This is a genomic window from Gemmatimonadota bacterium (genome assembly GCA_022560615.1).
Lineage (GTDB): Bacteria > Gemmatimonadota > Gemmatimonadetes > Longimicrobiales > Gaopeijiaceae > UBA1138.
In genome coordinates this window covers 18,401-30,584 of the sequence record JADFSR010000026.1, presented here as the reverse complement: position 1 = coordinate 30,584, position 12,184 = coordinate 18,401, and the positions used below count along the sequence as shown (strand labels likewise).

General features: G+C 65.0%; 11 protein-coding genes. 2 read left to right on the top strand and 9 right to left on the bottom strand.

Annotated features, from left to right (window positions below; translation table 11 throughout):
• Window positions 1–26: 26 nt before the first annotated feature.
• The 6 genes from IIB36_14175 to IIB36_14150 form a co-directional block, all read right to left on the bottom strand.
• Complete coding sequence (locus IIB36_14175; GenBank protein ID MCH7532886.1) at window positions 27–1,304, bottom strand: beta-ketoacyl-[acyl-carrier-protein] synthase family protein; 1,278 nt, start codon at window positions 1,302–1,304, stop codon at window positions 27–29.
• Window positions 1,304–1,777: a beta-hydroxyacyl-ACP dehydratase gene (locus IIB36_14170; protein MCH7532885.1), complete on the bottom strand. Its 474-nt coding sequence runs from the start codon at window positions 1,775–1,777 to the stop codon at window positions 1,304–1,306. The genes IIB36_14175 and IIB36_14170 overlap by 1 nt, the downstream gene beginning before the upstream one ends.
• Window positions 1,774–2,367 carry a bifunctional 3-hydroxydecanoyl-ACP dehydratase/trans-2-decenoyl-ACP isomerase gene (gene fabA, locus IIB36_14165; GenBank protein ID MCH7532884.1) on the bottom strand — a complete coding sequence of 198 codons (594 nt, stop codon included), beginning with the start codon at window positions 2,365–2,367 and terminating at the stop codon, window positions 1,774–1,776. Before fabA ends, IIB36_14170 begins: the two co-directional genes overlap by 4 nt.
• Entirely contained in the window at window positions 2,364–3,353 is a 990-nt protein-coding gene (locus IIB36_14160; GenBank protein MCH7532883.1) for a ketoacyl-ACP synthase III, read from the bottom strand. Before IIB36_14160 ends, fabA begins: the two co-directional genes overlap by 4 nt.
• A 2-nt stretch (window positions 3,354–3,355) precedes the next feature.
• On the bottom strand, window positions 3,356–4,306 hold the full coding sequence (locus tag IIB36_14155) for an SDR family oxidoreductase (GenBank protein MCH7532882.1): 951 nt from the start codon (window positions 4,304–4,306) through the stop codon (window positions 3,356–3,358).
• A 98-nt stretch (window positions 4,307–4,404) separates the two neighbouring features.
• Window positions 4,405–5,814 carry an amidase gene (locus IIB36_14150; GenBank protein ID MCH7532881.1) on the bottom strand — a complete coding sequence of 470 codons (1,410 nt, stop codon included), beginning with the start codon at window positions 5,812–5,814 and terminating at the stop codon, window positions 4,405–4,407.
• 90 nt (window positions 5,815–5,904) lie between these two features.
• Here IIB36_14150 and IIB36_14145 point away from each other — a divergent pair, with 90 nt between their 5' ends.
• Both IIB36_14145 and IIB36_14140 read left to right on the top strand, forming a co-directional pair.
• Entirely contained in the window at window positions 5,905–9,135 is a 3,231-nt protein-coding gene (locus tag IIB36_14145; GenBank protein MCH7532880.1) for a TonB-dependent receptor, read from the top strand.
• A 1-nt stretch (window position 9,136) separates the two neighbouring features.
• Window positions 9,137–9,805 carry a hypothetical protein gene (locus IIB36_14140; protein MCH7532879.1) on the top strand — a complete coding sequence of 223 codons (669 nt, stop codon included), beginning with the start codon at window positions 9,137–9,139 and terminating at the stop codon, window positions 9,803–9,805.
• A 63-nt stretch (window positions 9,806–9,868) separates the two neighbouring features.
• Here the strand turns inward: IIB36_14140 and IIB36_14135 are convergent, their stop codons facing one another.
• The 3 genes from IIB36_14135 to IIB36_14125 form a co-directional block, all read right to left on the bottom strand.
• Complete coding sequence (locus tag IIB36_14135; protein MCH7532878.1) at window positions 9,869–10,126, bottom strand: DUF1028 domain-containing protein; 258 nt, start codon at window positions 10,124–10,126, stop codon at window positions 9,869–9,871.
• Complete coding sequence (locus tag IIB36_14130; GenBank protein MCH7532877.1) at window positions 10,127–10,627, bottom strand: DUF411 domain-containing protein; 501 nt, start codon at window positions 10,625–10,627, stop codon at window positions 10,127–10,129.
• A gap of 136 nt (window positions 10,628–10,763) precedes the next feature.
• On the bottom strand, window positions 10,764–12,158 hold the full coding sequence (locus tag IIB36_14125; GenBank protein MCH7532876.1) for an amidohydrolase family protein: 1,395 nt from the start codon (window positions 12,156–12,158) through the stop codon (window positions 10,764–10,766).
• Between the last annotated feature and the right edge of the window lie 26 nt (window positions 12,159–12,184).

The window sequence follows — 12,184 nt, the reverse complement described above, 5'->3', positions numbered from 1 at the left end:
CGATATTGGGGTCGTAAAGACTAAGGTCAGTCGGACCACTTACGGAAGAGCACGCATACGTTCACGTCGCCGAAGCCGAAGCCGGCCTTGATGATCGTGCGTAACTCGGGCGTTTCCGCGACCTCGTGGGGGATCGAGGCGGCGTACGGCTCGATCTCGGGGTGCACATCCTCGCAGTTGATCGACGGGTGCACGAAGCCACCGTGCAGCATGAGGATGCATGCCACTGATTCCATCGCTCCGGCGGCTCCCAGGCCGTGCCCGATCATGGATTTCGTCGAGCAGATGAGCGGCAAGTTCTCCGGCGTGCGTTCGAGCGCGACCGCCCAGGACTCGACCTCGTATGGGTCGGCTCCCGTGGCCGTGAGGTGGCCGTTAATGGCGTCGATCTCGTCAGACTCGATACCCGCATCCTCGACCGCCTGTCGGATACAGCGCCGCACGCTCGTTTGGTTCGGCGCCGTCATGCTGCCGCCCTGCCGGTGTCCGCCGCAATTCAGCGAGGCGCCCAGCACTTCGGCGTAGATCCTCGCACCTCGCGCCTGGGCGCTCTCGAGGCTCTCGAGGTGGACGATTCCGGCACCGCTGCCCGGCACGAAACCGGCGGCAGAGGCGGAGAGCGGTCGAGAAGCCTTCTCTGGCTCGTCGTTGAATTTTCGGGAGAGCACACGCATCGCGTCGAAGCCCGCCCAGATGTAGTGGCTCGACCCCTCGCTCCCGCCGCACAACATGCGGTCAGCGAGACCGCTCTGGATGCGCTGGTACCCTCCCACGATCGCCTCAGCACCCGTGCTGCACGCGCTCGAGTTGGACGTGACCTGGTTGCCGAGCGCAAGCAAGCCAGAAACGCGGGCCGAGACTCCGCTGCCCATGATCTGCTCGACGATCGTGCTGCCGAGGCGGCGCACCTTTGCGGCATCCGTCAGGGGGATCAGCTTCGCGCCCGCGGTATCGAGCCCGCCGATGCCGGTGCCGATCACCGCGCCGGCCTCCCAGTAGACGTGATCGTCTCCGTGCGCCGGTCGCTCGAATCCGGCGTCGGTCCACGCATCCACCGCCGCGATGCAGCCGAAGCGGTGATTGGAGTTCATTGCGAGCAGCTCGTCCTCGTCGAAGTACGCTTCGGCGATCGCGTCCGTTTCCTGGGGCACACCAGCGGCGGTGCAGCCAAAGTTGAGCTCCTCCAGAAGAGGAAGGTGACGGATCCCCGAAGCGCCCGCGCGCAGCGCGGCTTCGTAGGCCTCGAGTCCATTGCCGTTCGGGGCGACGACGCCCAAGCCTGTGATGACCACACGTCGATTCACTACCGGGGCACTCCCATGCCAGAGATTGTTCCTGAGCAGACGACGGTGCCGTCGTCGAGCGTCATTTCGGCCTTCGAGCGGATCTTTCCCCGCCGGAAGAAGACCTTCGTCGCGCGGATGGTCACGCGGTCACCCGGGCTCACGAGACCGGTGAACTCGACGTTGGCGTCGGTGAAGAGCGCCAACGCGTTGAGTACTGCGTCGCGGCCCTGATCCCACGCGATCAGGTACAGGCCGAGTGCGACAACGCCGACCTGAGCGAGGCTCTCGAGCAGGATCACGCCCGGGGTCACCGGGCGATGGGGGAAGTGGCCACGATAGAAGTCGTGATCATGGCGGAACGTGAAGCGGGCGACGATGTGGTCGTACGAGACTTCCAGGACCTCGTCCACGAAGAGGAAGGGGTCTTTCTGTGGGAGCAGCTCGAGCACCTCCCGGGGCGTGAGTACGACGCCTGTGCAATCGTCGCTCATTCGTGTTCCATCTTGCCGCCGCGCGAGCGCTCGCTCGGGTACGGATAGTCGGGATAGTCGATGTCGAGGAAGGCCCCGACTTTGGCGCGCTTGATCGTGTAGATCTCCTCGCCGTCTACCATCACGCGGGCGTCGCCGATGGCGATCGCGGAGCCGGATTTGGGTAGGGCCTGGTAGCGGACGATGTCGACCTCGTAGCGCACGACTTTGTCGTGCGGGCGGATCTGCCCGAAGAACTCGATCTCGCCGGCGCCGAGCGCGCGTCCCGTACCCATCGCTCCCCGCCACGTGCAGTAGAGGCCGATGAGCTGCCATACCGCGTCGACCCCGAGGCAGCCGGGCTGCACGGGGTCGGCGGTGAAGTGACACTGGAAGAACCAGTCGTCCAGGCGGATGTCTTTCTCGCCCACGATACGACCTTTGCGCCCGTTCTGGGTCATCTCGACCACACGGTCGACCATGAGCATAGGGGGCGCGGGAAGGCGGGTCTTGAAGTTCTCGGGCGGGTCGTCGATCAGACGTCCGTAGGACATGGCCAGAATCTCTTCATGCGTGAGATATGGCCGAGCCAGAAAGTCCTCGTAGGTCACGAAGCCTCCCCGAAGCGATAGAGGTGCCCCGACCAGGTGAGGCCCGAACCGACGCCAACTAAGGCCACGTCGTCGCCTGGCTGCCACTCCTCCCAACGCATCGAGACCACGCCCGGGGCGCCGGCCGCGCCCGTATTTCCGAAGTCCACGACATTGCTGTGGTGGAGTTCCTCGGAGATCTCGCACCGCTGACATACGGCGTCGAGCATCCTCAGGTTGGCCTGGTGCCCCACGAAGTGGAGGCGCCGGCCGGGGTCGGAAAACTCCCGCTGCAGCCTCTTGAGCACGCGCACCGTCTTCTTGATGGCGAACATCTGGACGGTCCGGCCCTTCTGGCGAAAATGCTCGTTGGACCCGATGGTGACCTTGTCCCACCCGGCCGGACTCGACTCGAGCGAGTTGCCGAGGATCTCGATGCGGGAACGCACCTTGGTCGAGATGATCGCCGCTGTCGTGCCGTCTCCCCAGAGCACCGCTCCAGCCCGATCCGAGTAGTCGACCGAGCACGTCACCGTCTCCGGCGTCACCACGAGCACGAACTCTGGAAGCGCCTCGGGCCTCATCATGCCCAGCGTATAGAGCGCGACGTGGAAGCTCGTGCATGCCGAGTTGATGTCGAACGACGGCGCCTCGATGCCGAGCTGCCCCGCGATCGTGCACGCGTCGGCAGGGGACATGAAGTCGGGCATGCAGCTTCCGGCGATGACCATCCCAATGTCGCTCGCCCGAAGCCCTGCACGCTGGAGCGCCATCTCCGAGGCGAGCCTGCCGGTCTCGGCGTGCGTGTAGGCGGACGCTTCGGCGGCCTGGCTGAAGTCGCGGTTCAGCGTCTCCTTGATGTAGTCGAGCGACATCACGGTACGGCGCGACTGGATGCCGACGCGCTCTTCGATCCACTCGGCGTTGGTGCCGATGTCCAGATCGGTGAGGAACTCGTTGGTGATCTCGTTCTCGGGGTGGAAGTGCCCGAGCCCGTGCAGGTACATGCTCATCGTGACAGCCCCGAAATCGCTTCGCCGCCATCTACGCGAATGATCTCGCCATTGATCCATGCGGCCTCGGGCCGGGACAGGAGATAGATCACGTTGGCGACATCCTCGGGTGTGGTGAGTCGGCCGAAGGGGTTCCGCGTCACCGCCTGCGCTTTCAGGTGCCCGCTTCCGGGGATCATGCGTAGCGCGGGCGTATCCGTGACGCCCGCTTGGATGATGTTCGACCTTATCCCGAAGTGCGCCATTTCTACTGCGATGGATCGGGACACGGACTCCAGCGCGGCTTTGGCCGCGGCGACCGCCGCATACCCCTTCCACGCAACGGTGTTGCCCTCGCTGGTGAGTCCGAGCACGCGCGCGTCGTCCGCGAACATGCCGCGTTCGCGAAGCCGCTGAGTCCAGCCGAGCAAGCTCGTGCCCATCGAGTGGATGGTGCGCGCCATGTCTTCTTCCTCGATGAACGCATCAGCGGAGTACACCGGTGCGGTGCTGATGCCCTGCAGGCCATACACGTCCTGCTCGAAGAGTTCGTCGACGGTCTCCGCGAGCTGTGGGGGGTCGACGTCCATCGCGGAAGCCAAACGCTCCCGCGCGTCGTTGTCGGAAGCGCTTTCCGGGCCTATCAGCTTGAGGTTGCCGAAGGCGATGGAGTGCAACATCAGGCGTACTTCGCCAGCGGCTCCGAGCGCCTCCGCGAGGCCTTCCAGGATCTCGTCGCGTTTTTCCGCGTTCAGCGCGTCTGCGTTGAACGTGAGTAGTGAGACGCCTCTTCCGCGTATCGCTTCGAATTCCGGCTCTATGCGCTTCATGGCGCCCCGGCGATCGCGATGCACGACACAGAGGTTGAAGCCGTGCCGAGAGAGCTTGTGCGCCGTGGCGAGGCCGAATCCGCTCGAGCCTCCGAGGATCAAGGCCCAGTCGTGCGAATTGGAGTGTGTGGTCGACATCAGGCGGGCGTGTTCCCCTGTCCCCAGACGGTTTTTGATAGAGCCTACAACGATACCCAAGAGCCCGATCTCGGGCTAGCAATCAGGGCGCAGGCGCGTCAGCCTGCGGCGAGGTAGGGCGGCCGTCCGAGCCGGACCTCAGCGGTCCCGAGCACTCGTTCGACCGCGAGCGCAGCTCCCAGCAGCATCTCGTCCTGACCTGCCGGCGCGACCAACTGCAAACCCACCGGCATATTGGCCTGGTCGAGCCCTACGGGAAGTGTGATCGCGCACAAGCCGAGCATGCTGACCGGACATGTGGGCCGGAGCGCCGCGTTGTTCGTCTCTCCGTACCGATCGAGGTCGTGCAAATCCGAGACGAGCGGGGGCGTGATGATCGCGGTAGGCAGCGCGAGCAGATCGGCACCGTCGAAGAGCGTTTTCGCACGGCCCATCAACTGCTTGCGCTCGGCTATCGATGTGGCGTACCGCTCCGAGTCGTGTGCGGGCGCGTCGGCGAGGCGCGAGCCCACCGTCGGGTGGAGGATCTCCAACCAACCCGGCAGGTCTCGCTCCAGGAAGGCCCGACACTCCGCTCCGGCGATTCCACCGGTCAGGTACAGCCTCTGCGCTTCGTCGAGCAGCGAGCCGTCCACGACCAGGTGACTCCATCCGTGCGCATCGAGGTCATCGAGCGCACGCTCCAGGACGTCGGCGATGTCGGTCTGGCAGTCGGCCCAGATGTCACATTTCGGCACGGCAATGCGGTGGCCAGCGGGGGCCAACGTGGAGAGATGTCGAAGCAGCGCGTTTGCTTCGCCCCACGCGGGGTCGATCGCTCCGAAGAAGTAGACGCTGTCCTCCACGGTGCGCGTCAGTCCGCCGACGCTGTCGAGCGACGTACTCAGCGGCACGACCCCGGCCACTGACCAACGGTCGTGCGTAGGCTTGTGGCCGACCGTCCCGGTCATGGACGCCGGGATACGGATCGAGCCGCCTGTGTCGCTACCGAGCGCGACCAGGGCTGAGCCCTCCCAGAGGCTCACGCCCGCTCCACATGACGACCCTCCTGGAATGCGAGCTTTTTCGGCATCCCACGGGTTTCGGGGCGTGCCCCAGTGCGGGTTGATGCCGACTGCGCCGTACGCGAGCTCGACGGTGTGGGTCTTGCCCACGAATACTGCGCCCTGTCCCCGCAGTTGGGCGACCAGCCACGCGTCCCTCTCCCACGAAGGCGGCAGCCGGCGCGTGGTGCCCGCGAAGGTCGGCATGCCCTCAACCCCAAAGAGGTCCTTGACGGACACGGGGATACCGCAGAGCGGTCCACCCGACCCGCTCGCGAGCAGGTCATCGGCGAGGCGCGCAGCACTCTTTGCGGCTGGCGCGTCTACATGCTTGTAGGCGTGTAGTCCGGCACCCCGACGCTCATGTCGCGAGAGGGCGTCATCCACGAGCTCCGCGCTGGAGATCTCTCGTTTCAGGAGCGCCTCGGCGATCCTAGCAAGAGGCTGCTCGATGAAATCGGTCATGTTCGGAGCTTACCTGGCGTTTGCGTCCCCGAACAGATAGGTAGACGACGACCGCGCTTTCCCCTGCAACGTAGGCCACTCCGACGCAATATGCGTAGATCTCTTCTCGCATTCACCGCTTTCGCGGCGCTCGCCGCAGTCGCCCCGTCCTCCGTGCACGCGCAGTCTCGCACCACCGCCGCGATCCGTGGATTTGTGTACGGGGCCAATGAAGTGCCGTTGGTGGGCGCCACGGTCTCGGTGCGACAGGTCGACACCGGCGCTGAGCGCACAGGGTTTACGAACCGGCAGGGTGCTTTCCTGATCCTGCTGCTCGCACCGGGCGGCCCGTACACGGTGACCGTCCGGATCCTCGGGTACGCGGAGAGCCGAGTCGAGCAACTCGTGCTTCCCGTGGGTGAGACGTTCACTATGGAGATGTACCTCGAGGAACAGGCGGTGGAGCTCGCGGGCATCGACGTCGCAGTCGACAGGGCTACGATCTTCACGCCGACGCAGGTGGGTCCGGCCACCAGACTGACCCAACGGCTCATCGACGCCATGCCCATCCTTTCCCGAGACGTGACGCAGCTGGCGGTTCTCTCGCCGCTCGTGAGGACGACCGAGGGCGGCGGCTTCTCGGTGGCTGGACAGAACGACCGCTACAACGCCATCCTGATCGACGGGCTGGTGAGCAAGGACATGTTCGGGCTGACCGCCGGCGGTGTGCCGGGAGGTCAGGCGGGCGCTAAGCTGATCCCAATCGATGCGGTGGCACAGTACGAGGTGCTGATCGCGCCGTTCGACGTGCGGCTCTCGGGCTTCACCGGCGGGGTGATGAACGCGGTCACCCGGGCGGGTACCAACGACTGGCGCATCCGTGTGGGGGCCGTCCACCGGGCGGAAGCTCTCATGGGTGATCTGTCGCTGCCGACGGGTCCGGTCGAGGCGTCGGGCGTGAACCGGAGCCTCGTTGCGTTTTCCGTCGGTGGGCCGATCATCGAGGACAAGGGACACTTCTTCGTTGCGGGCGAATTCGAGCGCCGGAAACAACCCCCGATGGGTTACAACCTCTTCCGGGACCCCGCGTCGCTCGTGCGGGTCTCCGAAGAGAGCATGGACTTGTTCAGCACGTTGATGCACGACCAGTTCGGCGTCGACACCGGGTCGGCCGGGATCTATTCACTGGGACGGCAGCTCTCCAATATCTTCGCTCGTTCGGACTGGAATCTCGGGGGCGGTGATCGTCTCACGATCCGCAACGTCTTCTCCAACGCGAAGAACGACGAGTCTCCCAATCGTTCCGCGTTCCTGCCGTACGAGCTGGGCTCCAACGCCGTGTTCCGGAGCTCGACGAACAACATCACGTCCTTCCAGCTTTTCTCCGGGTTCGGTGATCGCTACGCCAACGAATTGGACGTGACGCTCCAGGTCAGCTCGGACGTGACCAGGCCCGCGGTCGAGTGGCCGCAGCTGGAAGTCGACGTGGCGAGCTCAGTGGACGGTGTCGGATTCCGGCGCCCCGTGCGCGTGGGCGGTCAGTTCTTCGCGCAGCAGAACGCGCTCGATCAGAAGAGCCTGCGCATCACGAACTCTCTGGACATCCGCAGCGCGGGCGACGACGTCGTGACGCTCGGCGTGACCGGCTCCTACTACGACATTGCGCACACCTTCCTGCCCGGTGCCGGGGGGGAGTACTACTTCCCGAGCTTCGGCGATCTCGAGCGCAACGCGCCGCACCGCTATCAGCGGACGGTGCTCGCCGAGGGGCAGGATCCCGCAGTGCGATTCGAGGTGGCCGAGTTGGGCGCGTTCGTTCAGCACCAGATAAACGCCGGCAGTGGACTGACCATGCGTTTCGGTCTGCGCGTGGACGTGCCGTACGTGATGGGCGCGCCGCCGCAGAATACTGGCGTGCTCGACTACTTCGGTTACGACACGTCGAAGCTGCCGTCGGGCAACTTCCTCATCTCCCCGCGCTTCGGCTTCAACTGGCAGAGCGAGGGCGCGCGCATTACGCAGGTCCGGGGTGGTTTCGGCTGGTTCTCGGGGCAGGTTCCGTACGTGTGGCTGGCGAACGCCTTTCACAACGACGGTCTGCGTTCGGTGACGTACACGTGTGAGGGCCGGTACTATATCGAGCCGGCACCCGCCCGTCCCGCTCCGCCGTTCAGCACCGGGACGCCGCCCACGTCCTGCTACCGCCCGGATCTGGAAGTGCAGCCGAGCTTCAACGAGCTGCGCAGCGTCGTCGTCTTCGAGCCCGGCTTCAGGTATCCGCAGGACCTGAAGTTCTCCGCCGCCGTCGACCACGAGTTCAGCAACCGTACGAACTTCACGATCGGCTTCCTCTTCAACAAAGCGCTGAACCAGATCGGGTTACAGGAGCTCAACATCGAGGGCGGCAACACCAACCTGGCCGAGCTCGGTGGCACCGAGCGCCGTTACTACCACCGGCTCGGAAGCGATTTCGAGCAGGTACTGCTCGTCACCAACGAGGGAGAGGACTGGGCCACGTCGATCAGCGCTGAGCTTCGCGGCCAGATCGGCGACCGGCTCAGCTATCAGCTCGGGTACGCGTTGGCCAGGTCGTGGGACCGGATGAGCCTGGTATTCCAGGACATGCACTCGAACTTCGGCTTCAACCCGAGTGAGTTCGACGTGAACCGGCCGCCGCTTCGCACCTCGAACTTCGACAGGCCGCACAAGATCGTGGCGACGGTCTTCGGCTCGCCGTTCCCGGGCTTGCCCGACACCGAGATGTCGCTGCTGTACACCGGCCAGTCGGGCTTGCCGTTCTCCTACGTCTACAACGGCGACGTGAACGGAGACGGATATCCGGGCGTCGGCGGAGCGCTGGATCGGACGAATGACCTCATCCACGTGCCGGAGAACCCGACACAAGCACCGCTCTCGCTCATCACCAAGATCCTCATGATCGACGCGATCAAAAACAACAAATGCTTGTCGGACTACCAGGGCACGCTCGTGCCCCGGAACGGATGCAGGGCGCCGTGGGAGCATCGGTTGGATCTGCGGCTGGCGCACACGGTGAGCTTCGGCGGGCGCGATATCCGCTTCGAAGGCGACTTGATCAACGTGCTCAACCTCGTGAACTCTTCCTGGGGCCAGGTGGAAACCGTGAGCCCCGTCGTGCCGCTGCTCGACCTGTGCGAGGTCGGTTGCGACGGCCCGCTACCGGCGAGATGGGGTGCTGCGGTGTTGCCGACCCGCGACGACTCGGGCGCGTTGCGGTCGCCCGATCCATGGACCACGGTGACCCCGGACTCTCAGTGGCAGATGCAGTTCGGGATGCGCGTCACTTTCGGGGGGAATCGCTGACATGACGGCGAGAGTCGAGATTCGTGCAGGGCGCCGTTGGGGCTCGAGCGCCTTGGGCGTTGCGCTCCTCGTCGCGCTCGTGATGCTCGCCTGCCAGGAGACGACCGGTGTCCAGTGGGTGGACAGCTTGAGGCTGGAACCCGACTCGATCTATCTGGTGCCCGGGGAGTCCAGCAGTTTCCGTGTGGTTCCCATGGATCAGAACGACAACCCTCTGCCCGACCGCGCGAGCCGCGTCGAGTGGCTTGTGAGCAACCCCGGAGTGGCCACGCTCGAGACGACGGAAACGGGCGCGACGGTCACGGCGATCACACCAGGCGCAACCTTCGTTCGCGTCGAGTTGGGGCGCGGGTCGGGGATCGGAGCGGTCTACGTCGAACCGGTTGAGCTCTCGGAGATCCGCATCGAGCCATCGCCGGTGGAAGTGGACTACCAATCGGGCAGGGTGACGGTGAGAGGGGTGCTCGTGGATCTCGAGGGCAACGAGGTGCCGGCAACCGGCTTTCGGGCATCATGGAGGATCGGTGACATCCAGGTCTTCATCATGGTCGGCGGGCAGGAGGTGATTACCGGCATATCCAATAGCGTTTTTGGCCGGAACCGGGGCACGTCGTCGCTGACTTTGGTAGTGGGTGACCGTAAGGTGACGACTCCAGTTATCGTGCGCTGACAACACGTCGGAAGGGGCGCTCTTTCCAGCCGGGCGAGTCCTACCGCCGGACCGGTGCCCTGCTCAGAAGCCAGGTCCCGCACCGGTGTGTTGTGCCGATGAACCGTTCAGGCAATGACCCCCACCTGGCGTCGCTCGGCGTACTCGTCCGCGGCCGTCGCGCGCTCCAGCGTCTCCCGGGGGCTCAACTCCTTGCTCGAGCATGTCGAGGAGCTCGTCGCCGTATGCCGTGCGCGTGGACGCCTGCGTGGCGACCGCACCGACACCCGCTCGCACCCACGGGACGCCGTTGCCGACGCATGGCGGCCAGCGGGACCTCAATCACGGGCTGCCTGGATCGATCTCCGCAAAGACGGCGGCGTTGCCTTGGCTGTCGAAGGAGAGAATCTGATACGGCTGCGGGTTGCGACTCTCCATGCCGGGTGATCCGGCCGGCATCCCCGCGACCGCGATACCGACGAGATCCGGGCGCTCAGTGAGCAGTCGCTTCATCTGCTCGGCCGGCACGTGCCCCTCGACCACATACCCGTCCACGAGCGCCGTATGGCAGGACGACATCGCCGTCGGTACCCCGGCGTCGATCTTGATCGTCATGAGGTCCGTCGTATTGCGCGCATCGACCGTAAAGCCGGCCGCTCTCAGATGCTCGATCCACGCGTTGCAGCATCCACACGTCGGCGTCTTGTAGACGAGCACGGAGGGGAGGTCCGAAGATGCTTCGGCGAGAAGTGGGAGCGGTTCCGCGGATTCGGCGGTTTCTGTACCGCCACACGCCGCGGCAATGAGCGTGCAGGTCAGTAGGACCGGTCTCAAGAGCTTCATCGAGCAATCTTCCATCGCGGTAGGGACGAGGATCTGACGCATTCAAGTTATTGCAATCCGCCGACGATGCCATGTGGTGCGAGCCCTTGAAACGGTCCGCTGGTCATGCCGTAGGGTTGTGCGACCTCCCAACCCGCTAACGGTTGCCGGCCACCTCTTCCAGCATCCGGTCTAGCGCATCGCGGTCGTACCATTGGCCACGAAGCATCACGCCCACGGGCCGCCGAAGTTGCGAGAGATCCAGCAAGGGATTCTCGTCGAGCAGGATCAAGTCTGCTCTCGCGTCGCGCGTCACAGTGCCGAAGTTCGCATTCTCGTCAACGAACTCCTGCACGAAACGCCCCGCGTTGCTCGTCGCGGCCTCGAGCGCGTCGAAGCTCGTCAGGCCGGCTCTGGCCAACGCGTCGATCTCGTCATGAAGAGAGAAGCCTGGAACCATGACGGGCTTCCCAGCGTCCGTGCCTGCGAGCATCGGGACGCCCGCACGGGCGAGCGCGCGAAGCATCTGCGGGTGGAAGTCCAACATCGCGCGGATCCGGGGGCGCTCTGAGGAATCCTTGTCCGTATAGGGGTTCGGGCCCGCCCACCGGTCCCTCAAAGATTGTGGGGCGTACCTCACGGCTCGGGAGGCGAGTCTCGTCTCGAGCCCCGCGATCGAGCCCCACTGCGTCTCGTTGTTGGCGAAGGTCGAAATCGTAGGCGTTACCCACGTGCCCGCTGCCGCGATCTCCGATGCGACGCGCTCGAGGTCCGACGGATCGAGCGTAGGGAAGCTCGCATAGATCAGCTCTTCGGCGTGCACAATGGACGCCTGACCGCTCTCGAGCACCTCGCGCAGCGACAGGTTCCTCGGCGCGTGTCCGACGATCGGGATCCGTACCTCTTCACCGACCTCGGTGAGCCGCTTGTACGCGTCCGCGGAGAGGTTGCCGTGAATCTTCACGAAGTCGTACCCGAGCCGGGCCTGCTTCCGTACCTCATCTTCGGCCTGCTGCGGCGTTTCTACCCTTGGCTCGTTGGTGAAGGGACCGGACGTGTACATCGTCGGGCCCAACACCTCTTCGGAGCGGATCCGGTCACGGAGCTCGAGGTGGCGTGGCTCGCCCTCCAGGTTGAAGACCGTCGTGACGCCGTTCGCAACGAAGAGCTCAAGCCACTGCTCCGCATCCTCTTCCAAGTGCACGTGCGCGTCGGTGAGTCCGGGCATCAGGTACTTGCTGCCGTCGCCCGGGATGATGAGCGCGCCGGGCGGGGGCTCGATTTGCCCGACTGGACCTATACTCCGAACGAAGCCGCCCTCGACGATCACGATCTGATTCTGGAGGACCCGGTCCCGATCCATAGGTAGGACGTTCACGTTCACGAACGCCACCGCGCTGCTCTCGACCGCCGTGGTGACGGAGCCTCCACCGTCGGCGACCGAACTCGGGTGCTTGGAGGCATGCCCGTCCGGTCCGATGTGGACGTACAGGACACCGAGCGTGCCGGCGACCAGGAGTAGGCCGACGGTGTCTTTGGGCGTAAGCTTCATTCGTGCGCCGCAGATGTGCTGGATTG

Coding starts and splice junctions, on each gene's coding strand:
- IIB36_14170 (MCH7532885.1), bottom strand. CDS start 1,777: ATGAGCGACGATTGCACAGGCGTCGTACTCACGCCCCGGGAGGTGCTC.
- IIB36_14160 (MCH7532883.1), bottom strand. CDS start 3,353: ATGTACCTGCACGGGCTCGGGCACTTCCACCCCGAGAACGAGATCACC.
- IIB36_14155 (MCH7532882.1), bottom strand. CDS start 4,306: ATGTCGACCACACACTCCAATTCGCACGACTGGGCCTTGATCCTCGGA.
- IIB36_14150 (MCH7532881.1), bottom strand. CDS start 5,814: ATGACCGATTTCATCGAGCAGCCTCTTGCTAGGATCGCCGAGGCGCTC.
- IIB36_14145 (MCH7532880.1), top strand. CDS start 5,905: ATGCGTAGATCTCTTCTCGCATTCACCGCTTTCGCGGCGCTCGCCGCA.
- IIB36_14140 (MCH7532879.1), top strand. CDS start 9,137: ATGACGGCGAGAGTCGAGATTCGTGCAGGGCGCCGTTGGGGCTCGAGC.
- IIB36_14130 (MCH7532877.1), bottom strand. CDS start 10,627: ATGAAGCTCTTGAGACCGGTCCTACTGACCTGCACGCTCATTGCCGCG.
- IIB36_14125 (MCH7532876.1), bottom strand. CDS start 12,158: ATGAAGCTTACGCCCAAAGACACCGTCGGCCTACTCCTGGTCGCCGGC.